The sequence below is a fragment of the Bacillus sp. EKM206B genome (assembly GCF_011066015.1).
GTDB lineage: Bacteria > Bacillota > Bacilli > Bacillales > Bacillaceae > Bacillus > Bacillus velezensis.
Window position 1 is genome coordinate 23361 of the sequence record NZ_JAAMNL010000002.1, and the last position, 22812, is coordinate 46172.

General features: G+C 45.1%; 18 protein-coding genes and 2 pseudogenes. 15 read left to right on the plus strand and 5 right to left on the minus strand.

All coding sequences use genetic code 11. The annotated features are described in order from the left end of the window. Positions 1-28 precede the first annotated feature (28 nt). The 3 genes from stoA to G9F50_RS03460 all read left to right on the plus strand — a co-directional run bounded on the left by stoA (position 29) and on the right by G9F50_RS03460 (position 3886). On the plus strand, positions 29-523 hold the full coding sequence (gene stoA, locus G9F50_RS03450; RefSeq protein ID WP_007409594.1) for an endospore biogenesis thiol-disulfide oxidoreductase StoA: 495 nt from the start codon (positions 29-31) through the stop codon (positions 521-523). Between the two features lie 241 nt (positions 524-764). Then, a complete protein-coding gene (locus tag G9F50_RS03455; protein WP_007409595.1) occupies positions 765-2678 on the plus strand; it encodes a heavy metal translocating P-type ATPase in 1914 nt (637 codons plus the stop codon). A gap of 113 nt (positions 2679-2791) precedes the next feature. Further along, complete coding sequence (locus G9F50_RS03460; RefSeq protein WP_060561760.1) at positions 2792-3886, plus strand: M24 family metallopeptidase; 1095 nt, start codon at positions 2792-2794, stop codon at positions 3884-3886. A gap of 57 nt (positions 3887-3943) precedes the next feature. On the opposite strand, the gene G9F50_RS20525 is transcribed toward G9F50_RS03460, so the two are convergent. Then, a complete protein-coding gene (locus tag G9F50_RS20525; protein WP_014721086.1) occupies positions 3944-4069 on the minus strand; it encodes a hypothetical protein in 126 nt (41 codons plus the stop codon). Positions 4070-4168: 99 nt separating this feature from the next. Between G9F50_RS20525 and G9F50_RS03465 the strand changes: the two genes are divergently transcribed. The 10 genes from G9F50_RS03465 to G9F50_RS20750 all read left to right on the plus strand — a co-directional run bounded on the left by G9F50_RS03465 (position 4169) and on the right by G9F50_RS20750 (position 15016). Then, positions 4169-5134, plus strand: coding sequence for a LacI family DNA-binding transcriptional regulator (locus G9F50_RS03465; protein WP_015417354.1), 966 nt, complete (start codon positions 4169-4171; stop codon positions 5132-5134). 50 nt (positions 5135-5184) lie between these two features. Beyond that, positions 5185-6051 (plus strand): glucose PTS transporter transcription antiterminator GlcT, encoded by an 867-nt coding sequence (gene glcT, locus G9F50_RS03470; RefSeq protein WP_012117426.1) that lies wholly within the window; start codon positions 5185-5187, stop codon positions 6049-6051. Between the two features lie 231 nt (positions 6052-6282). After that, a complete protein-coding gene (gene ptsG / locus G9F50_RS03475; RefSeq protein WP_021493766.1) occupies positions 6283-8379 on the plus strand; it encodes a glucose-specific PTS transporter subunit IIBC in 2097 nt (698 codons plus the stop codon). A 96-nt stretch (positions 8380-8475) separates the two neighbouring features. Further along, positions 8476-8742, plus strand: a complete 267-nt coding sequence (locus G9F50_RS03480) for a phosphocarrier protein HPr (protein ID WP_003154654.1) — start codon at positions 8476-8478, stop codon at positions 8740-8742. After that, the gene (gene ptsP, locus G9F50_RS03485) at positions 8742-10457 is read left to right on the plus strand and encodes a phosphoenolpyruvate--protein phosphotransferase (RefSeq protein ID WP_007409600.1); all 1716 of its coding nucleotides are present in this window, start codon (positions 8742-8744) and stop codon (positions 10455-10457) included. Before G9F50_RS03480 ends, ptsP begins: the two co-directional genes overlap by 1 nt. An 87-nt stretch (positions 10458-10544) precedes the next feature. Continuing rightward, entirely contained in the window at positions 10545-10784 is a 240-nt protein-coding gene (splA, locus tag G9F50_RS03490) for a splAB operon transcriptional regulator SplA (RefSeq protein WP_003154646.1), read from the plus strand. Between the two features lie 84 nt (positions 10785-10868). Further along, a complete protein-coding gene (gene splB / locus G9F50_RS03495) occupies positions 10869-11897 on the plus strand; it encodes a spore photoproduct lyase (protein ID WP_007611071.1) in 1029 nt (342 codons plus the stop codon). Between the two features lie 126 nt (positions 11898-12023). Continuing rightward, positions 12024-13991, plus strand: coding sequence for a methyl-accepting chemotaxis protein (locus tag G9F50_RS03500; RefSeq protein WP_015239751.1), 1968 nt, complete (start codon positions 12024-12026; stop codon positions 13989-13991). A gap of 80 nt (positions 13992-14071) precedes the next feature. Further along, complete coding sequence (locus tag G9F50_RS03505; protein ID WP_043021224.1) at positions 14072-14938, plus strand: NAD(P)-dependent oxidoreductase; 867 nt, start codon at positions 14072-14074, stop codon at positions 14936-14938. A 6-nt stretch (positions 14939-14944) separates the two neighbouring features. After that, a complete protein-coding gene (locus G9F50_RS20750; RefSeq protein WP_349816684.1) occupies positions 14945-15016 on the plus strand; it encodes an ATP-dependent Clp protease proteolytic subunit in 72 nt (23 codons plus the stop codon). 471 nt (positions 15017-15487) lie between these two features. Here the strand turns inward: G9F50_RS20750 and G9F50_RS03515 are convergent, their stop codons facing one another. From G9F50_RS03515 to G9F50_RS03525, 3 genes and pseudogenes are all read right to left on the minus strand, one after another. Further along, positions 15488-15880, minus strand: a complete 393-nt coding sequence (locus G9F50_RS03515) for a hypothetical protein (protein WP_079891065.1) — start codon at positions 15878-15880, stop codon at positions 15488-15490. A gap of 214 nt (positions 15881-16094) precedes the next feature. Beyond that, positions 16095-16220 (minus strand): annotated as a pseudogene (locus G9F50_RS03520) (P-II family nitrogen regulator); the annotation flags it as partial. Positions 16221-16263: 43 nt separating this feature from the next. Further along, positions 16264-17040 (minus strand): CAP domain-containing protein, encoded by a 777-nt coding sequence (locus G9F50_RS03525; protein ID WP_017417671.1) that lies wholly within the window; start codon positions 17038-17040, stop codon positions 16264-16266. A gap of 336 nt (positions 17041-17376) precedes the next feature. Here G9F50_RS03525 and G9F50_RS03530 point away from each other — a divergent pair, with 336 nt between their 5' ends. Together G9F50_RS03530 and G9F50_RS03535 are read left to right on the plus strand one after the other, a co-directional pair. Next, positions 17377-19509 carry a peptidoglycan D,D-transpeptidase FtsI family protein gene (locus tag G9F50_RS03530; protein WP_060561759.1) on the plus strand — a complete coding sequence of 711 codons (2133 nt, stop codon included), beginning with the start codon at positions 17377-17379 and terminating at the stop codon, positions 19507-19509. Positions 19510-19686: 177 nt separating this feature from the next. Beyond that, positions 19687-21507 carry a PAS domain-containing protein gene (locus tag G9F50_RS03535; RefSeq protein ID WP_060561758.1) on the plus strand — a complete coding sequence of 607 codons (1821 nt, stop codon included), beginning with the start codon at positions 19687-19689 and terminating at the stop codon, positions 21505-21507. On the opposite strand, the pseudogene G9F50_RS03540 reads toward G9F50_RS03535, so the two are convergent. Beyond that, a pseudogene (locus G9F50_RS03540) lies at positions 21488-22701 on the minus strand (aminotransferase A). The gene G9F50_RS03535 and the pseudogene G9F50_RS03540 sit on opposite strands and share 20 nt — an antisense overlap. Positions 22702-22812: the final 111 nt, after the last annotated feature.

Genomic DNA, 22812 nt, shown 5'->3' on the forward strand with positions numbered 1-22812 from the left:
TATCCGAAACGCGTGAAAGGAAGATCATATGCATAAAAACCGCCTAATTGTATGTGCAGTCCTTTTGATAGCTGCCGCCGTCTGGATGCCTGAAGCAAAAGCCTCATCAGAAAAACAGGCAGTTCCCGCCGTGTTTCTGATGAAGACGATTGAAGGAGACGAGATATCGATTCCGAATAAAGGGCAGAAAACGATTTTGCATTTTTGGACATCGTGGTGTCCGCCGTGCAAAAAAGAACTGCCTCAGTTCCAAACGTATTATGAACAGCATCAGTCCGATGATGTAAGCCTTGTAACGGTAAATTTGATGAATGCCGAGCGAAACAAAAATACCGTTCAAAACTTTGTCAGTCAGCACCATCTCACTTTCCCGATTGTTCTTGACACGAAAGGCGAGCTTATGAAGGAATACGATGTCATGACGATTCCCACGTCATTTCTGCTGAATGAAAAAGGAGAAATCGAAAAAAAGATCGTCGGTCCGATGACCGCCTCACAATTAAAAGAATGGTCAGAGAAATAAAAAGGTGCGGAGGAATTCCTCCCGCACCTTTTTTGCATATAATGAACAGCTGAAGAAACACTAATGATAATTATTATCAAAAAGAAATTAAAACAATTATAATTGAAATCTTCCGCCGGCATGCTATAATAAAGAAAACACTGCGATAACCCTGTGAAAATGCTGCCTGTCAGGCGGCTGTTTTGCTTTTATCGGGGAATTGAAGATGATTTGCGTTCTCAATTAGAGAGGAGAATTCATAATGAATGAACAAGTGATGACACAAACCCATTCACAACAGCACATACAAGAAGAGCGGGCCGGAAAAAAGTGGCTCCAGCATGCAGAACTCATTGCGGCGCTCGTATCCGGCGTCCTTATTCTTGCGGCCTGGTTTTTTACCGAAACAAAAGGCCTGTCCGTCACTTTGTATATCCTTGCCTTCCTGATCGGGGGATTTGCAAAAGCGAAAGAGGGAATTGAGGATACCATTGAGACGAAGGCGTTAAATGTGGAACTGCTGATGATTTTTGCGGCTGTCGGCTCCGCCCTGATCGGTTATTGGGCTGAAGGCGCTGTTCTTATCTTTATTTTTTCGTTAAGCGGCGCGCTCGAAACATATACGATGAATAAAAGCAGCCGTGATTTAACATCTTTAATGAAACTGGAACCGGAGGAAGCGACACTGCTTGCGGACGGACGAGAAAAGCGGGTGCCGGCTGCTGAACTTAAGATCGGTGACATGATCGTCATTAAGCCGGGCGAACGCGTAGCAGCAGACGGGATCATTGAGTCTGGCGTGACGAGCCTCGATGAATCGGCGCTTACGGGTGAAGCGATGCCGGCGGAAAAAACAGCCGGAGATTCTGTGTTTACAGGAACGGTAAACGGAAACGGCTCCTTAACGGTTCGTGTGACGAAAACAAATGAACAGTCTTTATTCAGAAAAATCATCCGGCTGGTGGAATCAGCCCAAAACAGCGTGTCACCGGCTCAGGCATTTATTGAGCGGTTCGAAAGTGTCTATGTCAAAGGCGTGCTGTTAGCCGTGGCTTTGCTTTTATTCATTCCTCATTTCGCTTTAGGCTGGAGCTGGAGTGAAACCTTTTACCGGGCGATGGTGTTTATGGTGGTCGCCTCCCCGTGCGCACTTGTCGCTTCTATTATGCCCGCTGCGCTTTCCCTTATCTCAAATGGTGCCCGCAACGGATTATTGGTTAAAGGAAGTGTGTTTTTAGAGCAGCTGGGAAGCGTACGGATGATCGCATTTGACAAAACCGGCACGGTCACAAAGGGACAGCCGGCAGTCGCGGCATTTCAAGCTGCGGAACATGTGAGTGAAGATGAGATCATGCAGGCGGTGTATGCGATGGAAAAGCAATCAAGCCACCCGCTTGCAAAAGCGATAGCTGAATTTGCCGAAAGCCGGGGCGCCGCGCCCGCAGGACATCTATCGATTGACGAGACGTCCGGATTCGGTGTTCAGGCTGAAATAGAAGGCGTCAAATGGATGGTCGGAAAAGCGGGGTTTGCAGGTGAAGATGCGGCAGATGCTTTTTTGCAAACATCGGGAAAAGAATTAAAGGATAAAGGTTTTACACTGGTCTTTGTTAAAAAAGATGACCGGATTGCGGGCTGCTTTGCCTTAAAGGATCAAATCCGACCTGAAGCCAAAGCCGTGATGGCTGAGCTTGAATCACTGGGCATTAAAACAGCCATGCTCACCGGCGATCAGTCTGAAACTGCGGCTGCCATTGCAAAAGAGGCGGGCATGACGACGGTTGTTGCCGATTGTCTGCCGGACCAAAAGGCAAAAGAAGTGAAGAAGCTGAAAGAAACGTACGGCACAATCGCCATGGTGGGGGACGGCATTAATGACGCGCCCGCTCTGAAAACCGCTGACGTCGGTATTGCGATGGGCGGGGGAACGGACGTGGCCCTTGAAACGGCTGACTTAGTCCTTATGAAAAATGATCTTCACAAGCTTGTGAAAATGTGCAGACTCTCAAGGAAAATGAACCGGATTATTAAGCAGAATATTGTTTTCTCGCTCTCGGTCATCTGCCTTTTGATCTGCGCTAACTTTCTGCAGGTGATGGAACTGCCGTTTGGCGTGATCGGGCATGAGGGGAGCACGATTCTGGTCATTCTGAACGGACTGAGATTATTAAAATAAACATGACAGCCGCACATCGGGCGGCTGTTTTTTTAATGTTCGTTCACAGCATAAACGCTGGAAAACTGATAGAATGAATAAAGAGTCACTTTGGTAAGGAGGAAAAGCAAAAAATGAACAGATTAGAACGTGTTTCATCTTGGCTGAAAAAAGAAGGACATGATGCGGCGTTTATACATACAAAGGAAAACGTATTTTATTTAACTGATTTTTACACGGATCCGCATGAGCGGTTAATGGGATTGTTCCTGTTTCAGGAACAGGAGCCGTTTTTCGTTTGTCCGGGAATGGAAGTCGGACAAGCCCGCAGCGCCGGGTGGGAGCATGGTATTATCGGCTACGGCGATCACGAAGATCCGTGGGAGTTGATCAAAGCCGAGCTCACAAAACGAAATGTGCGGCTTGATTCCATCGCGGTTGAAAAGGATTCGATCTCTCTTTCCCGCTCAGAACAGCTCAAACAAGCTTCAGGGGGCGCGGCATTTGTTTCGGCAGAAGAAACGCTCAACCAATTCCGTCTCGTGAAAGATGAGAAGGAAATCAGCATTCTCAGGGAAGCGGCAAAGCTCGCAGATTACGGAGTTGAAGTCGGTGTTGCGGCGCTCAAAGAGGGTGTGAGTGAAACCGAAGTACTCGCGCAGATTGAGTTTGAGCTGAAGAAAAAAGGCGTGCAGGGCATGTCATTTTCAACGATGGTGCTGTTCGGGGAAAAATCAGGCCAGCCCCATGGGAATCCGGGTGCAGACCGGTTGAAAAAAGGCGATTTCGTTCTGTTTGATCTGGGCGTTATTCTTGACGGCTACTGTTCAGACATTACGAGAACATTCGCATACCAATCAATCAGCCCGAAACAGGAAGAGATTTACGAAACGGTGCTTAAAGCTGAACAGGCGGCGCTTCAATTAAGCAAACCAGGCGTCAGAATCGGCGATCTCGATTTAAAAGCCCGCGGCATTATTGAAAAAGCCGGATACGGAGACTATTTCCCGCACCGCCTCGGCCACGGACTCGGGATTTCGGTTCACGAATATCCATCAATGAGCAGCGCGAACGACACACTCCTCAAAGAAGGCATGGTATACACGATAGAACCGGGGATTTACGTGCCGGATGTCGGCGGCGTGCGCATTGAAGACGATGTGTTCGTCACAAAAGACGGCGCCGAAGCATTAACGCAGTATCCGAAAGAATTAACGATTCTGAAATAGAAAGCTTTGGGATAAAAAAGGACGGTTCTGGAACGCAGCGTCCTTTTTTATCACCTTTTAAATGAAAAAATCATCAAAATGCTGAAATGGTTTGATGTCATGCTTTTCATTCAGGGGCCGCATGGCAAGGTAACTGCCGCCGACTATGGCCAGACACAAACCGATTAAGCAAAGAATCCCCATCGCTGTTCTTCTCCTTTCAAACGAATAGGCTGTATCTGTTTCTAGCTTACTGTATGAAACGCATTCCAGATCAAGGGAAAAAAAGAAAGGGGGGACGCCATGGCTACGATCAGAGACATTGCCGGCGCTGCCGGGGTTTCCGTTACCACGGTATCAAGAGTATTAAACGATCATCCTTATGTAAGTAAGGACAAAAGAGAAAGAGTGAAAAAAGCGATGCAATCGCTCGGATATACGCGCAACATTCATGCTGTGCATTTATCCAAAGGTTTTTCCGATATGATCGGCGTTGTGCTTCCGTCGGTGAATCTTCCGTATTTTGCAGATCTTGTTGCAGGTATTGCCGAGGCTGCCGAAGCGTCAGGCGTGCATCTTTCTTTATACCAGACAGATTATCAGCAGCAAAAAGAACGTTTTGCCTTATCACAATTACAGGAGCGCCAAGTGGACGGCCTGATTATCTGCTCCAAAGCAATTCCTGATGAGCATCTGCTTACCGTGAAAGAACCGCTCATCCTCTGCCAGTACACTGATGCGGCGGGGCTTTCCTCCATCAGTAATCCGCATCGGGAAGCATTTCGGCACGGTCTGGATTATCTGATAGAAAAGGGACACCGGAAAATAGCGATCAGCCTGGCCAGAAAAAAGGGAAAAAACAGTCAAGTACGCATTGCCGCATACAAAGAGGCGCTGAAGAAGATCGGGCAGCCTTACAGGGAAGAGCTGGTTGTGGAAAAGGCGCTGACGCTGCTTGACGGGAAAGCCCTTTTTCATAGATGGAAGAGCTGGGATGACAAACCGACTGCGCTGTTTGCAGCGAATGATCAAGTATCCGCAGGTCTTTACCTTGAAGCCAAGGCAAACGGGACACGCATCCCGGAAGAGCTTGCGATTTTGAGCATCGACAATCATGATATCAGCAAGATGTTAGGTATTTCCACAATAGATATACAAACAAAAGAAATGGGAAAGCAGGCTTTTCACATGCTTGAGAACAGGATCAGCGGCGGGCCTCCGGCAAGGAAAGTTCTTGATTACCGCCTTATTGAACGATCAACCGTCTAAAAAAAGAATTGACGCGCTTTCCGTTCGTTTTGTACGATATGAGGTATTGAATGACAAAGGAGCTGAGGATCATGAAGGGGTCCTTTACAGTTGAAAAGGTATTAAATAACAATGTGCTCATCGCAACACATGATAGATACAGTGAGGTCGTCTTAATCGGAAAAGGGATCGGCTTTGGAAAAAAACAAGCGGATGTCATTGAAGATAAAGGGTATGACAAGATGTTCATCTTAAAGGATGAAAAAGAACAAAAACAATTTAAAAAGCTCCTCGGTTATGTGGACGAGACACTTGTCGACATCTCCAATGACGTCATTTATCATATCAAGAAGCGGACAAGCCAACCGTTAAATGAGCATATCCATATTGCGCTGACTGACCATATCGCCTTTGCGGTAAAGCGGCTGCAGCAGGGCTTTGACATTAAAAACCCGTTTCTTATGGAAACCGAAACGCTTTATCCGGAAGAATTCCAAATTGCCCGTGAAGTCGTCGGCATGATTAATGAAAAGACGGGAATCTGCCTTCCGGAAGGAGAGATCGGCTTTATCGCTCTGCATATCCATTCCGCCCTGACGAATCGGCCCCTTTCAGAGGTCAATCAGCATTCACAGCTGATGTCCCGCCTCGTTCAGGTGATTGAGGAATCTTTCCAGATGAAAGTGAATAAAGAAAGCGTCCACTATTTGCGGCTGATCCGGCATATCAGATTTACCATAGACAGGATTAATCGGGAAGAGCAGACAAAAGAACCAGAAAAGTTAATGTTATTATTGAAAAATGAATACCCGCTATGCTACAATACTGCTTGGAAACTGATAAAAATCTTGCAGCAAATACTGAAAAAACCAGTTCATGAGGCGGAAGCGGTTTATCTCACGCTTCATTTGTACCGATTAACCAATAAAATTTCATAATTTCAGTTGAAACCTTAAAAACGTGTCACTGATTCGATCAGGCATGAGTGATTGAGGGTAAAAAAACGGGAAGAACGATCCCGTTATTTTGCACACCCTTTTTACTCATGCCTTTTTTGTTGTGTAAAAGGGCAAATGTAAACGGTTAAACTGAAGACTTGCGCCAGTGAATTCGTTGTCATGAATTTTCGCTGTAAGGTCACACTAGCTAACAGAGGAGGTACATCTTTTATGTTTAAAGCATTATTCGGCGTTCTCCAGAAAATCGGCCGTGCTCTTATGCTTCCGGTTGCGATTTTACCGGCTGCAGGGATCTTGCTTGCGTTAGGGAATGCCATGCAGAACAAAGATATGATTCAAGTCATGCATTTCTTAAGCAATGATAACGTTCAGCTTGTGGCGAACGTCATGGAAAGCGCCGGCCAAATCGTATTTGACAACCTGCCGCTTCTTTTTGCAGTAGGGGTTGCGATCGGTCTTGCCAACGGAGACGGTGTTGCCGGAATCGCGGCTATTATCGGATACTTGGTCATGAACGTATCCATGAGCGCCGTGCTTATGGCAAACGGCAGTATTCCGTCTGACAAAATTGAACGGGCAAAGTTTTTTGCGGAAAACCATCCGGCCTATATTAACATGCTGGGGATACCTACTTTGGCGACGGGCGTGTTCGGCGGTATTATCGTCGGGGTTTTGGCCGCGTTATTGTTCAACAAGTTTTATAAAATTGAACTTCCGCAGTACCTCGGATTCTTTGCGGGTAAGCGGTTCGTCCCGATTATCACATCAATTTCCGCATTAATTCTCGGTCTTATTATGTTAGTGATCTGGCCTCCGATCCAGCACGGTCTGAATTCCTTCTCCACGGGTCTTGTGGAAGCGAATCCAACCTTGGCGGCCTTTATTTTCGGGATGATTGAGCGGTCATTGATTCCGTTCGGACTTCATCACATTTTCTACTCGCCGTTCTGGTATGAATTTTTCAGCTATAAAAATGCCGCCGGAGACATCATCCGCGGAGATCAGCGGATTTTCATGGAGCAGATCAAAGACGGCGTGCAGCTGACGGCGGGAACATTTATGACGGGGAAATATCCGTTTATGATGTTCGGTCTTCCGGCGGCAGCGCTTGCAATCTATCATGAAGCGAAGCCTGAAAAGAAAAAACTTGTAGCCGGAATCATGGGTTCTGCCGCTCTGACAAGTTTCTTAACGGGAATTACCGAGCCGCTTGAATTCTCATTCTTGTTTGTGGCTCCTATCCTGTTTGCGATTCACTGCGTATTCGCGGGGCTTTCCTTTATGGTCATGCAGCTGCTGCATGTAAAAATCGGTATGACCTTCTCAGGCGGTCTGATTGACTACTTCCTGTTCGGAATTCTGCCTAACCGGACGGCTTGGTGGCTTGTCATTCCGGTCGGCTTAGGATTAGCCGTCATTTACTACTTCGGTTTCCGGTTTGCGATCAGAAAGTTCAATCTGAAAACGCCGGGCCGTGAAGAAGAGGCTGCGGATGAAGGTGCGGGCGCCTCAGGCGAAGCCGGCGACCTTCCTTATGAAATCCTGCAGGCAATGGGTGATCAGGAAAACATTAAGCACCTTGACGCTTGTATCACGAGACTCCGCGTTACGGTCAACGACCAGAAGAAAGTGGATAAGGCCCGTCTGAAACAGCTTGGCGCCTCAGGCGTTCTTGAAGTCGGAAACAACATTCAGGCCATTTTCGGCCCGCGTTCTGACGGTTTAAAAACACAGATGCAGGATATTATTGCCGGACGCACGCCGCGCCCTGAACCGAAAGTATCCGCGCAAGAAGAAGTCAGCCAGCAGGTTGAAGAGGTTATCGCAGATCCGCTCCGAAACGAGCAGGGTGAAGAAGTGTTCGCTTCTCCGATCACCGGCGAAATCCATCCGATTACTGATGTGCCTGACCAGGTGTTCTCAGGAAAAATGATGGGTGACGGTTTTGCGATTCTTCCTGAAGAAGGAATCGTCGTATCGCCTGTCCGCGGAAAAGTGCTGAATGTTTTCCCGACAAAACATGCGATCGGCCTTCAGTCTGACGGCGGAAGAGAGATCCTGATTCATTTCGGAATCGACACAGTCAGCCTGAAAGGTGAAGGATTCACTTCTTTTGTTTCTGAGGGTGACCGGGTTGAACCGGGGCAAAAACTGCTTGAAGTTGATCTTGAAGCGGTTAAACCTCATGTTCCTTCATTAATGACACCGATTGTCTTTACAAATCTTGCCGAGGGTGAAGCGATTTCCCTTTCGGCCGAAGGTACCGTAAAACGGGAACAAAAAGATATTGTGAAAATCGGAAAATAAGCATATAAATACGCCGTGCTTGTCAGATGACAAGTACGGCTGTATGATATAATATTGTGTAGTAAAATAGCTTTAATTTAAAGGAGAATGATAATCATGGCACAAAAAACATTTAAAGTAACAGCAGATTCCGGAATCCACGCTCGTCCTGCGACAGTTCTTGTACAGACTGCAAGCAAATACGATGCTGACGTAAACTTAGAATATAACGGCAAAACAGTAAACCTTAAGTCAATCATGGGCGTTATGTCTCTAGGTATCGCTAAAGGCGCTGAAATCACAATTTCCGCTTCAGGCGCTGACGAAAACGATGCTCTTAACGCTTTAGAAGAAACAATGAAAAGCGAAGGACTCGGCGAGTAATGCAAGAATTAAAAGGAATAGGCGCTTCAGCCGGAATTGCGATTGCGAAAGCATACCGGCTTGAAGAGCCGGACTTAACGGTTGAAAAGAAAAACATTGCTGATGCTGCGGCTGAAGTAAGCCGTTTTGATGAAGCGATTGTACGTTCTAAAGAAGAGCTTGAAAAAATTAAAGAGCATGCTTTAAAAGAACTGGGACAAGACAAAGCTGACATTTTCTCCGCGCACCTTTTAGTCCTGAGTGATCCTGAGCTGTTGAACCCGGTAAAGGAGAAAATCAGCACAGATTCAGTCAATGCTGAATTCGCTCTGAAAGAAACAGCTTCCATGTTCGTTACTATGTTTGAATCAATGGATAACGAGTACATGAAAGAGCGTGCGGCGGATATCCGTGACGTAACAAAACGTGTGACGGGGCACCTGCTGGGCGTGGAAATTCCGAACCCGAGCATGATCTCAGAAGAGGTTGTTATCGTGGCTGAAGATTTAACACCGTCTGATACGGCGCAATTAAACCGCCAGTTTGTAAAAGGTTTTACAACTGATATCGGCGGACGCACTTCACACTCCGCGATCATGGCCCGTTCGCTTGAAATTCCGGCTGTTGTCGGCACAAAAGCGGCTACAGGGACAATTGAAAACGGTGTTACGGTAATCGTAGACGGCATCGATGGTGATGTGATCATCGATCCTTCCAGTGAAACGTTAAAGAAATATGAAGAAAAGCACAGTGCTTACCTGGCGCAAAAAGCTGAGTGGGCGAAGCTCGTCAATGAACCGACTGTTTCTAAAGACGGCCATCATGTAGAGCTTGCCGCAAACATCGGCACCCCGGATGATGTAAAAGGCGTTCTTGAAAACGGAGGAGAAGCTGTAGGGCTTTACCGTACGGAATTCCTTTACATGGGACGCGACCAGCTTCCGACGGAAGACGAGCAGTTTGACGCTTATAAAACGGTTCTTGAGCGTATGGAAGGAAAATCAGTTGTCGTGCGGACATTGGATATCGGCGGCGACAAAGAGCTTCCTTACCTGCAGCTCCCTAAAGAAATGAACCCGTTCTTAGGCTACAGAGCCATCCGCCTTTGCCTTGAAGAGCAAGAAATCTTCAGAACTCAGCTTCGTGCGCTGCTTCGTGCAAGTACATACGGAAACTTAAAAATCATGTTCCCGATGATTGCGACAGTAAACGAGTTTAAACAGGCGAAAGCGATTCTTCTCGAAGAAAAAGAAAAACTCGTCGAAGCCGGCGTAGCGGTTTCTGACGATATTGAAGTCGGTATGATGGTAGAGATTCCGTCTACAGCCGTTATCGCAGATCAGTTTGCCACAGAAGTTGACTTCTTCAGTATCGGAACAAATGACTTAATCCAATACACGATGGCTGCTGACCGCATGAACGAGCGCGTAGCTTATCTGTATCAGCCATACAATCCGGCGATTCTTCGTCTGATCACCCTTGTTATTGAAGCCGCTCACAAAGAGGGCAAATGGGTCGGCATGTGCGGAGAAATGGCGGGAGACGAAATTGCGATTCCGATTCTTCTCGGCTTAGGCTTAGATGAGTTCTCAATGAGCGCTACATCCATCCTTCCGGCAAGAACGCAGATCAGCAAGCTTTCTAAAAAAGAAGCTGAATCATTCAAAGAAACAATCTTGTCTATGAGCACGACAGAAGAGGTTGTCGCATTCGTTAAAGAAACATTCAATAAGTAATACAAAAGCCAGACGGTGTAAGCCGTCTGGTTTTTTTCATATTCGGAAAAAAGGGGGGAACAATAACTTTCAACAGGAGGGATTATTATGACAAAATCATTTGCAGCGGGGGATACGGTGTATGTGATTTACCGCAATCCGCATGCCGCCAATGTTGCCCATATTAAAGAGGCGGAAATCGTCCATCACCCGTATCATGAGGGAGAACTTTCTCTGTTTTTATACGAAACCTATCATCCGCTGGCCGAAGATGACGCGGTCTTTTCGACATATGAGGAAGCGGAAGCGCTTTACAGCGAGCTTTTTGAAGAAGACCGGTATCATTGATCAAAGGAAATGTTTACAACGCATATTCACTCTCTTTTGGACGGAAAGTAACAACATGAGAATATGTAAAGGGAGTGTCTGTCTATGCTGAAGCCGTTTGTTCCCCAGCTTGTTTATATAGAACCGAGAGCGCTCGAATACCCGTTAGGACAAGAGCTGAAAAATAAGTTTGAAAACATGGGGCTTGAGATCAGAGAAACGACATCGCATAATCAAGTCCGGAATATTCCGGGAAAAAATCACTTGCAGCAATACCGGAACGCGAAATCAACATTGGTAATCGGCGTCCGGAAAACACTGAAATTCGATTCTTCAAAGCCGTCCGCCGAATATGCCATTCCATTTGCGACGGGCTGTATGGGGCATTGCCACTATTGCTACCTGCAGACGACGATGGGATCAAAGCCTTACATCCGGACATATGTCAATGTGGAAGAGATTCTGGATCAGGCTGATGAGTATATGAAAGAACGGGCGCCGGAATTTACAAGATTTGAAGCCTCTTGTACGTCTGATATCGTAGGAATCGATCATCTGACACATACATTAAAAAGAGCCATTGAACATTTCGGACAAAGCGAATTGGGACAGCTCAGATTCGTGACTAAATTTCACCACGTCGATCATTTGCTTGATGCAAAACATAACGGAAAGACTAGGTTCAGATTCAGCATCAATGCGGATTATGTCATTAAAAACTTTGAACCGGGAACTTCTCCGCTCGACAAACGGATAGAAGCCGCCGTCAAAGTCGCTAAAGCGGGCTATCCGCTCGGTTTCATCGTGGCGCCGATTTATATTCACGATGGCTGGGAGGAAGGCTATAAGGAACTGTTTGAGAAACTTGATGCGGCGCTTGATGAAGACGTTCGGCATGACATCACATTTGAACTGATTCAGCACCGTTTTACAAAACCGGCCAAACGGGTGATTGAGAAGAACTATCCGAAAACAAAGCTTGAGCTGGATGAAGAAAAGCGCAGATACAAATGGGGACGCTACGGAATCGGCAAGTATATATACCAAAAAGACGAAGAGCATGACTTAAGGGAAACACTCGAATCTTATATCGAAACCTATTTTCCGAAAGCGAAAATCGAATATTTTACGTAAGGCGGAGCTGTCGGTACGACGGCTCTTTTTTTGCTGCGCCAAATGGCGGAAATTTTTGATATTTATTTCAAGATTTATTCATTTTCTTGGCCGAAAGACCGATATAACTCTCAGGAGGGGATGGTTATGTTTAAAAAAATGCACATCAAAATTGCTGTGTTTGTATCGGCAATGCTTATCGTAACGGTTGTTTTTTTAACGGTTTCTTCATATTTGACATTAAAGCCGATGATGACGGAGGAAGCAAAACGTACGACAGAGAATGTCACCAATTCACTCGGTCAGAACATTGAGCTTCAGCTGAAAAATGATGAGACCGTATTAATGAGATTAGCAGGCGGTGAATTGTCCCGGTCTTTTCTATCAGATGGGAAGAAAGAAACCGCGCGGCTTTTTAACGATGAGTTAAAACAGATCGGACAGAATGACAAATATGTCGCGCTTGCGTACGTCGGAACCGCAAACAAACAAATGTTTACATATCCAAAGGCCGACTTTGCCAAAGACTATGATCCGACAAATAGAACGTGGTATAAGATGGCGGCTGAAAAACCCGATAAGGTTGTCTGGACTGACCCTTATAAAGATGCAGTGACGGGAGACATGATCGTGACGGCGTCAAAAGCCATTCAAAACAGCGGAACCGTCGTCGGAGTGGCGAGCTTAGATCTGAAGCTGTCCTCCATTCAGAGCATGGTCAACGAGCAAAAGGTACCGTATAAAGGATTTGCGTTTTTGGCGGATGAAAACGGCTCTCTTCTGGCGCATCCGGAAAAACAGGGAAAAAATATTTCGGAAGATCAGACGTTAAAAGACATCACCACGGATAAAGAAGGTGTCAAAGAGCTGCAGGGGAACATGGTCGTCTACCAAACGGTAAAAGAAACAGGGTGGAAAGTCGGAACGCAGTTTGAAAAAGATCAGCTGATGGGAGTAGCCGATAAAATGAACACGGTGAGCATTTTTATGTCACTGATCGCCCTTGTGATTACGATCGGACTCAGCTATTTCCTAGCAAAAACGATAACCGGGCCGATTCAGCAGCTGATCGCCAAAACAAACTCGGTCTCAGCGGGAGATTTAACCGTCCGCGCCCAGACGAAATCAAAAGATGAAGTAGGCGAGTTAACAAAAGACTTTAACCAAATGGTTGAAAATATGAAAGAGATGGTCGAACAGGTTAAGGCCTCCTCAGAAAATGTGTCTGATACATCTGACCAGCTAACCGTCATTTCACAAGAAACAAATGAAACGAGCGGACAAATCGCAAAAGCGATAGAGGAAGTCGCCGCCGGAGCGACAGAGCAAGCGTCAGAGGTTGAGACGATCAATGAAAAATCAGAAAATCTCTCAGTCAAAATAAAAGGAATCGCAGATCGCGCGGGCAGCATAAAACAACTCTCAAAATCTTCAGAGGATGCCAGCTACAAAGGATTGGACGCGCTCGGGCAGCTGCTGATGAAGTCAAACGAAGCCAATTCAGAAACGAAAAAAGTAGAGGCAATGCTGAATGACCTGGAAGAACAAACGAAAAACATAGAAGAAGTCGTGACGGCAATATCCGCCATTTCAGACCAGACGAACCTCTTGGCGCTGAATGCGAGCATTGAAGCCGCAAGAGCGGGAGAAAGCGGCCGGGGCTTTGCCGTCGTCGCGGAAGAAGTCCGCAAGCTTGCTGAACAATCAGCTCTTTCTTCCGGCCATATCAGTGAGACGGTCCGGCTGATTCAATCAGAGACAAAAGAAGCGTCACACGCGATGATCGAGGCAAGCAGAATGAATGATGAACAAAACAGCGCCATTCATGAAACGGGTGAGGTTCTCAATCTGATTACGACGGAAATGCAGTCTCTCGTTCAAGGTATAGATCATATTTACAATGACATTCAAAAAATGAGTGAAGAACAAGCCGCGATTCAAGAAGCGATTCAAAGCATCTCCGCCATTTCTCAAGAATCTGCGGCAGCGGCGGAAGAAGTGAATGCTTCTACTGATGAACAGCTCGTTACGCTTGAAAAAGTAAAGCAATCGACTGACATGTTAAAGAGCGCGAGCGAAGATCTGATCAGCGCCATTTCTAAATTCACCTTATAACGCGGACTCTATCAGCCTATAATATGGTAATATAGACATGAAAGAGTGATATATGAATCGCATCAGGGGAGGAAAGCGCAGTGAACAAAACGGTCGGATTTATCGGTTTGGGCGTCATGGGAAACAGTATGGCATCGCACATTTTAGAAGCGGGCTATCCTGTTTTAGTCTACACGCGGACGAAACAAAAAGCGGAAGAGATTCTGAATAAGGGAGCGGTCTGGCAGGAGACGGTCAAAGACCTTTCAGAGAAAGCAGACATCATTATTACCATGGTCGGCTATCCGAGTGATGTCGAGGAAATCTATCTCGGCGAAAACGGCATTCTCCGGCACGCAAAAGAAGGGACGTTTGTCATTGATATGACGACATCAAAACCGTCTCTGGCGAAAAAGATTGCGGAGCAGGCCAAAGAAAAGTCCATTCACGCCTTGGATGCACCCGTTTCCGGCGGAGACATCGGCGCCAGGAACGGAACGCTTGCCATTATGGCCGGAGGAGAAAAAGAAGCGTTTGAAGCATGCCTGCCGCTTTTCTCCGTTATGGGGGAAAACATTCAGTATCAAGGGCCGGCCGGCAGCGGCCAGCATACGAAAATGTGCAATCAGATCGCGATTGCAGCGGGAATGGTCGGAGTGGCTGAAGCGATGGCTTACGCTGAAAAATCCGGTCTGAACCCGGAACAAGTGCTGAAAAGCATTACAACCGGAGCGGCTGGCAGCTGGTCATTGTCAAATCTCGCTCCCCGTATGCTGAAAGGCGATTTTGCACCAGGATTCTACGTGAAACACTTTATTAAAGACATGGGCATCGCCCTTGAAGAAGCGGAGCTCATGGGAGAAGAGATGCCCGGATTGGCGCTCGCCAAATCATTATACGACAAGCTTTCCGCGCAAGGTGAAGAAAACAGCGGAACTCAAAGTATTTATAAGCTTTGGGTGAAATAAAAAAGATTGCCCGAACGCGACTATTTTATGGATGCTGAGGAAGCGAATACTTACGGTATTGTTGGTAGTGTTTTATAAACAATGATCTGCAAATCTTGTATTCTTAGGGCCTTAATGAAGACAGGAACTTGGCAGGATAATGTATTAATGTGTATCCGTTTATAATATTCTACTGTTTGGAATCCCCCTCGTTTGTTTGATGCAGACTGTCTATTATAAATCAAAAGGGGGATTTCCGAATAATGATTAGGATTAATACAACTTTCCAAAAGTAGGATGTATCATGTTTGATTCAACTATGAATTCGAGTAACCCAAATGTACATAGCAATAAATCGAGTTGATTCCCGCAATTAAAACCTAATAATTCGGCATCCGAAACTCTACAGATTAGCTTTCTAGAAAAACTGAAAAATAAAAGAGGATGTATCGTAAAAAATCCAAGAGATTTACGAAAACATCCTCGATCCAGAGATTTTATCATTACATGTTGTTTTTTGAGAATTCCAGATAAAATCAACGTTAAATCCATTTGTTAGCAATATAAATTTTAATGTTGTACAGTAATATAGTGTTTCAGTTCTCCTATATGGGTTTGAGTTCCCCAGGTCAATGCTACTTGCACATCATACTTGCCTGCTGGAATATTTTTCGTCAAAAAGCTTACTTTAAAATTGCGAACATTATGTCTATTAACAACTATATATTTGACTATATCTCCTTTTTTATTTTCAAGAAAAACTGTAACACCCCAGTTTACCTCATATTTTGAAGGCACAGTACCTGTTACGACAATAGAAGTAGCGTGTTTTGAGTAAGTATTAGCATCTGTTTGGAATTTAATTGCTCCTTTTGAAGTCATGGCTAACGCTTCTGAACTGTTTGAGAAAATCCCGAATGTCAATAGAGCAACTGTGAATAGTGTCATTACAATTTTTTTCAATTTAAACTTCCTTTCTCCATTTATTTAGAAACCCATTCAATATATTACTAAATTTTGAAAAAATATTCAACAGAAAATAGGTAAATTCTACTTTTTATTAAATAAAGTATTACTAAAGAAGCAAAGGCTAACAAAACCAATTTAATCATCACGTTTAAGATTTTACAAAAAAGCTCCCAGCACTTATGTGCCGGGAGCTTCAAAATTTATAAATTTATAAAGTGTCAGGCCCTTCTTCGCCCGTACGGATGTTGATTGTATTGGGAACTTCGAAAATTAAGATTTTGCCGTCACCGGGTTCACGGGTTTTGAGCACTTTTTGCGCCGTCTCAGCCACTTTTTCGACAGACAAAAGATTGCCCGCCGGGGCAATCTTTTTTTGTTTATTTTCCGATGAATTGCTGTGTCCAGATGTTTCCTGATTCTACGTAACCGACACCGATTTGAGTGAACTCAGGATTCATGATGTTCTTTCTGTGTCCTTCACTGTTCATCCAAGCTTTAACGACAGCTTCAGGAGTCGGCTGTCCTTTGGCGATATTTTCACCGGCGGTTTTATAAGTGATTCCGAAAGACTTCATCATATCGAAAGGTGAGCCGTAAGTAGGACTTTGGTGATCGAAATAGTTTTTGTCTTTCATATCTTGTGATTTTGCGTGAGCTGATTTGCTTAATTTTTCATCAATCTGCAGAGGTTTTAAGCCTTGCTTTTGTCTCTCTGCATTTGTCAATTCAACGACTTTCTTTTCATACGCACTGACTGATGAAGGAGTTTTCTCGCTGCTGTTGTTTGTGTTATCTGTCTGCTTTGCATTGTCAGCCGTCTGGTTTTGATCGGCTTTCGGTTTTTCGGCAGCTGTCGGGGCCGTTTTTGCCGGTGTTTCTTTTTGAACGTCTTTAACTGTCATATCAGAATGCTTTGCGTGTTTTTGCAGCAGCTGAGTCAGTTCTTTCTCATTTTTAACGTTCAGCTTTTTCACGCTCGTTTTCATATGTAGTTTTTCAACAGCCTCTTGAAGAGTCAGATGCTGTACAGTGTTTCCTTTTTTCACGGTAACGACGTGCTGGCATGACAGCTCTTTGGCAGATGCCTGCTGAATGCCTCCGAATGTAATCAAACTGACTGCCGCGGCGGCAGATAAGAGAAATGCTTTTTTCATAGTTAATAGCCTCCCAGAGAAGTTTTTTTCTACATGAAAAATCTTATCACAGCTTTTTTGTCATAATGCAGCCAGCCATTTCCTTTGACAACAAACTCTTGTCATAATTGTAATTGAGCGCAGAAAAATGGCTCTATACCGGGAAAAACGATCTGTATTTATTTTTTAAAATCCGTTACATCTCTTCAAATTATTTGAAGTGTTAGATATATTTTAAGATAATTTGATCTTGACAGTTTTTTTTACCCGTTTTCGCTGTAACAACTTTTACAAAAATGTTACAATTAAAATCTGTTTATGTAAATATATTCAATGATTTGAGAGGTGTAACAGAAAGTGGCTGAAGTTGCGCGCGAACCAAAGAAAAAAACGAAACGTTACAGAGCGCTGAGAATGAATCTCTATTTTTTGATTGTTTTTCTTCTCTTTACGGCACTGATTTTTAAACTCGGCATCGTCCAGATTGTCGAAGGGGATAAACACCGCCAGGATGCGGAGAAGGCAAATGCAAAAACCGCCTATTATCCGACACCGCGGGGAAAGATGTATGACAAGCGGAACAGGGTGGCGGTTGATAACCAGGCTGTGCCTGAAATTGTATATGTATCCACCTCAAAAACCTCGGCAAAGGACAAATTGAAAACGGCAAAAAATCTCGCCGCACTGATTCATATTGATACTGAATTTATGAAGGATCGAAATATCATTGATTACTGGCTTGCCGCACATCCGAAGAAGGCGGAAAAGCTTATGAAGGATTCAGAAAACAGCCTGAAGCCGCAAGAAGTGTACAAACGCCAGATTGAACGCGTCCCAAAGCAGGAGATTGATGCGATCAAACAAAATAAAAAAGAGCTGGAAATCGCGGCGATTTATACGCGTTTTTCAAGCGGCAACGCCTATCAGCCGCAAGTCGTCAAATCAATGGACCCGAATAAGCTGAACGGAAACGGAAACAGCGGGTCACTGCTTGACGAACATGAAAACAACAAACAGAAACCGAAAAGCGACCTGACATATGAAGAAGTTTCTGTCGTATCCGAGCACCTGAAAGAGCTCCCCGGCATTGACGTAATCAATGACTGGACGCGGAAATATCCGTACGACAAAACACTGTACTCTCTGTTCGGCGGTGTGACGACACCGGAACAGGGATTGTTGGGCGAACGGAAAGATTACTATGTCACAAGAGGCTACTCACTGAATGACCGGGTGGGTAAAAGCTACATTGAATATCAGTATGAAGACTATTTAAACGCACATAAAGAAAAAGTAGAGTATGTGGAAAACAGCAAAGGTGAAGTCGTCAGCCAAAAGCCCGTCGATGAAGGCAGCAGAGGCTACGATCTGCAGCTCTCGCTCGATATGGAATTACAGTCGAAAGTCGAAAAAGTCATTGAAAAAGAGCTGAGAAGAAGCCGCGCTGCAGGCAACTATATGGTTGACAGAGGATTTGCCGTCATGATGGACCCGAACAACGGGGATATTCTCTCAATGGCGGGGAAACGCATCGATCTCGAAACGAATAAAACACAGGATTTTGCGATCGGAGCATTTACGACCCAATATGAGATGGGCTCTGCTGTCAAAGGAGCGACTGTTCTTGCGGGTTACCAAAGCGGCCTCCCGCATTATAAAACGTTTGTCGATGCACCGCTTAAGTTTAAAGACGGCACGGAAAAGCGCTCGTGGACACAAATGGGGACCATTACTGAGCTGACCGCGCTGCAAAGAAGTTCAAACATATATATGTTTCATGTGGCCATGCATATAGCGGGCATTACTTACGTTCCGCACGGCACGCTGCCGGCCGGATTAGACGATATTAAAAAAATGCGCAACTACTACGCTCAATTCGGTTTGGGTGTGAAGACCGGGATTGATCTTCCGCAGGAATCAGCGGGCATGCAGTCAAATCCGCAAATGGTCGGGGGATTGCTGCTTGACTTTGCGATCGGACAGTTTGATACGTATACGCCGCTTCAAATGGCTCAATATATTTCAGCCATCGCAAACGGCGGGTATCGCGTCCAGCCGCGGATCGTCACAAGCATTCATGAACCGGACAGCAAAAACAAGATTGGAAAAGCGATTGAACAGCGCGATATTAAAATTTTGAACAAAGTAAATAACAGCCCGAGCGATTTTGACCAAGTTCATAAAGGAATGAAGTTGGTCACAAGCTCACCTCAAGGAACGGCTTATTCAACATTCCAAGGTTCCGGCGCCGATGTTTCCGGAAAAACGGGAACCGCGCAGACGCACTATTACGGCACGAACAAAAACTGGTGGGGGCAAGAGACGTATAACCTGACCTTTGTCGGCTATTATCCGTCAGAACATCCACGAGTGGCATTCAGCGTCGTCGTTCCGTCTGTTCGAGATGATAAAGATCATATCAGTAAAAACATTGCCAAAGGAGCAGTTGACGCTTACAAAGAACTTGAAAAGAAATACAATAAAAAATAACAAATGAAAGGGCGGCCGAACATATCGTGCGCCCTTTCTTTCATTCAGGAAAATTGACGTTCACAATAAGAATAGAAGGAGAATGCTCATTTTTTAGCGAATCAATCTAGTGGAATTTCTTTTTATATCAGTCCGTGTCCAGCCTGCAGTGCGAGTATAATGCAAAGGAGGGATTCTGTGGAACAGGATACTCAGCATGTCAAACAGTTTCTATCGAAAACCGATCTTCATGCCGTTTTGACGTCTAACGGGCGTATTATGTATATTTCTGCAAACTGCAAATCGTATTTCAGTTATTCTCAGGAAGAGATGATCGGGTCATTTCTCAAAACGTTCCTGCATGAAGAAGATCAATTTTTGGTTGAAAGTTACTTCTATAATGAGCATCATTTGATGCCTTGCACCTTTCGTCTTATTAAAAAAGATCATACCATCGTATGGCTTGAAGCGGGTGTGGAAATTGTCACACCGCAAATGGAGGGGACGGATCGGGAAATCATCCTCAAAATCAAGGTGCTTGAGGAGAAGACGCCCCGCCGGCCTTATATGTATGAACAAAAGAAGCAAAAGGCAGAACAACAGTCTGAAGATGCGGCTGGAAACGGCGAATTCGAGCGTCTTGTCGAAATGCTGCCGAATCCTTTATATGTCAGCATCAACGGCACAATCGCCTACGCCAACAACGCGATGCTTGCCATGCTGGGAGCCGAAAGCAAAGACGAGGTAATCGGCAGGCGCTCTTATGAGTTTATTGAAGAAGAGTACCACGACATTGTGAAAAACCGAATTGTGCGGATGCAAAAAGGAATGGAAGTCGGAATGATCGAACAGACGTGGAGAAGGCTCGACGGCACGCCCGTTCACTTAGAAGTGAAGGCGGCACCGACGACATATAAAAATCAGCGGGCGGAATTGCTGCTTCTGATTGATATTTCTTCACGGAAAAAATTCCAAACGATTCTGCAAAAAAGCAGAGAGCGTTATCAGCTCCTCATTCAGAATTCAATTGACACGATCGCCGTGATTCACAATGATAAATGGGTATTCATGAATGAGTCGGGCATTTCGCTGTTTGAGGCTGAAACATATGAAGATTTAATCGGGAAAAACGTCTATGATCAGCTTCATCCCTGTGATCATGACGGCGTGAAACAGCGGATCCAAAATATTATCAACCGAAAGACCGAGTCAGAAATTATTAAGCAATCGTGGTTTACCTTTAAAAACCGGCTGATCTACACGGAAATGGTCTGCATTCCGACGACGTTTTTCGGAGAAACGGCCGTGCAGGTCATTCTGCGTGATATTTCTGAGCGGAAGCAGACGGAGGAATTAATGCTGAAGTCGGAGAAGCTGTCTATCGCAGGGCAGCTGGCGGCGGGAATCGCTCACGAAATCCGCAATCCGCTGACGGCGATCAAAGGATTTTTACAGCTCATGAAGCCGACGATGGAGGAAAACGAACATTACTTTGAAATTGTGTTTTCTGAACTGAGCAGAATCGAATTAATTTTAAGTGAGCTTTTAATGCTTGCCAAACCTCAGCAAAACGCCGTGAAAGAGCGTGTAAACTTAAAGAAAATTATAAGTGAAGTGACCGCTCTTTTAGAGACGCAGGCAAATCTTAAAGGGATTTTTATCAAAACGGATTATGAACATGACAGCATGTATATTAACGGTGATCAAAATCAGCTGAAACAGGTGTTTATCAATCTGATTAAAAATGCCGTTGAGTCGATGCCGGATGGGGGAACGGTTCACATTCTTATGACAGAAGATGATTATTCCGTTAATGTGACGGTGAAAGACGAGGGTGACGGGATACCGGAAAACGTGCTGAAACGAATAGGCGAACCGTTTTTGACAACGAAAGAAAAAGGAACCGGCCTGGGGCTGATGGTCACATTCAACCTTATTAAAAACCACCAGGGAGCTATCCAAGTAGACAGCAAACCGGATAGAGGCACGGCCTTTCACATTACATTCCCGAAACAATAAAAAACAACGGCGTTATGCCGTTGTTTAAATAGTCTGCATGGATTCTCTCGTTTTTAAAATAAATGCTTCCAGCCGGTCCAAGCCTTCTCTCAATGTATCCAGTGAATATGCGAATGACAGCCTCACATACCCTTCACCCAACTTTGAAAACGAGCTGCCGGGCACAAGAGCCACACCTGCATCCTCTAAAAGAGCCATACTAAAATCAAACGATGACATTCCGAATGACTTAATGGAAGGGAAGATATAAAATGCGCCTGACGGCTTTACGACGTCAAGCCCCATTGAGACAAGACGGTCATATACATAGTCAAGCCGCTTTTTATACTGTTCTCTCATAATAAGCGCATCATCAACACCGTTTGTCACCGCTTCAAGAGCCGCTTTCTGAGAGATTGAAGACGCGCATGTCACACTGTATTGGTGAACTTTTAAGATGTGCTTGGCAATTTCTTTCGGTGCGAAAATGAAACCGATTCTCCAGCCCGTCATGCTGTGTGATTTTGACAGGCCGTTGATGACGATCGTCTGGTCTCTCAAATAAGACGCGATCGAATAATGCGGTCTGTCATAGGTTAATTCGCTGTATATCTCATCAGACAGGACAAAAACATTTCTGCCCTTCAGGACGGCTGCGATGTTTTGCAGCTCTTCCTCAGACAATGTCACTCCGGTCGGATTTGACGGATAAGGAAGAATGACGCATTTTGTTTTTGGTGTCAGCGATTCTTCAATGAGCCGCGCCGTCAGCTTAAATCCGTGTGTCGTCGTATCCACATGGACCGGAACGGCGCCCGACATGCGGATGATCGGTTCGTAGCCCGGATATATCGGTCCGGGGAGAATAACTTCATCGCCCGGAGATAAAATCGTCCGCAAAGACGCGTCAATCGCTTGGCTTGCCCCGGTTGTGACGATGATTTCAGTTTCAGCTTCATAATTCAAATCAGCTTTTTTCTTCATATAAAGCTGTACGGCCTGTCTCAGCTCAAGGCCGCCCGCATTCGGAGTATATGCCGTTGCGTTCTCGTCGATTGCCTTTTTGGCAGCCGCTTTGACATGGTGCGGCGTGAAGAAATCCGGCTGACCGATCGTAAGCGAAATGACATTGTCGTGCTGAGCTACAAGATTTGAGAATTTGCGAATTCCTGAAATTTCAATTTCTTTTACATTCGGATTAAGCAAATGTTCCATAATTCATCACCTTATACTATATATTGAGTTTCTCCTATTTTACCACTAGCTGAGCATTTGTCATCTTTTTATTGAACTATCCCGAGTATATGTCCGATATGTGAAAACATA

Coding starts and splice junctions, on each gene's coding strand:
- stoA (WP_007409594.1), top strand. CDS start 29: ATGCATAAAAACCGCCTAATTGTATGTGCAGTCCTTTTGATAGCTGCC.
- G9F50_RS03455 (WP_007409595.1), top strand. CDS start 765: ATGAATGAACAAGTGATGACACAAACCCATTCACAACAGCACATACAA.
- G9F50_RS03460 (WP_060561760.1), top strand. CDS start 2,792: ATGAACAGATTAGAACGTGTTTCATCTTGGCTGAAAAAAGAAGGACAT.
- G9F50_RS20525 (WP_014721086.1), bottom strand. CDS start 4,069: ATGGGGATTCTTTGCTTAATCGGTTTGTGTCTGGCCATAGTCGGCGGC.
- G9F50_RS03465 (WP_015417354.1), top strand. CDS start 4,169: ATGGCTACGATCAGAGACATTGCCGGCGCTGCCGGGGTTTCCGTTACC.
- glcT (WP_012117426.1), top strand. CDS start 5,185: ATGACAAAGGAGCTGAGGATCATGAAGGGGTCCTTTACAGTTGAAAAG.
- ptsG (WP_021493766.1), top strand. CDS start 6,283: ATGTTTAAAGCATTATTCGGCGTTCTCCAGAAAATCGGCCGTGCTCTT.
- G9F50_RS03480 (WP_003154654.1), top strand. CDS start 8,476: ATGGCACAAAAAACATTTAAAGTAACAGCAGATTCCGGAATCCACGCT.
- ptsP (WP_007409600.1), top strand. CDS start 8,742: ATGCAAGAATTAAAAGGAATAGGCGCTTCAGCCGGAATTGCGATTGCG.
- splA (WP_003154646.1), top strand. CDS start 10,545: ATGACAAAATCATTTGCAGCGGGGGATACGGTGTATGTGATTTACCGC.
- splB (WP_007611071.1), top strand. CDS start 10,869: ATGCTGAAGCCGTTTGTTCCCCAGCTTGTTTATATAGAACCGAGAGCG.
- G9F50_RS03500 (WP_015239751.1), top strand. CDS start 12,024: ATGTTTAAAAAAATGCACATCAAAATTGCTGTGTTTGTATCGGCAATG.
- G9F50_RS03525 (WP_017417671.1), bottom strand. CDS start 17,040: ATGAAAAAAGCATTTCTCTTATCTGCCGCCGCGGCAGTCAGTTTGATT.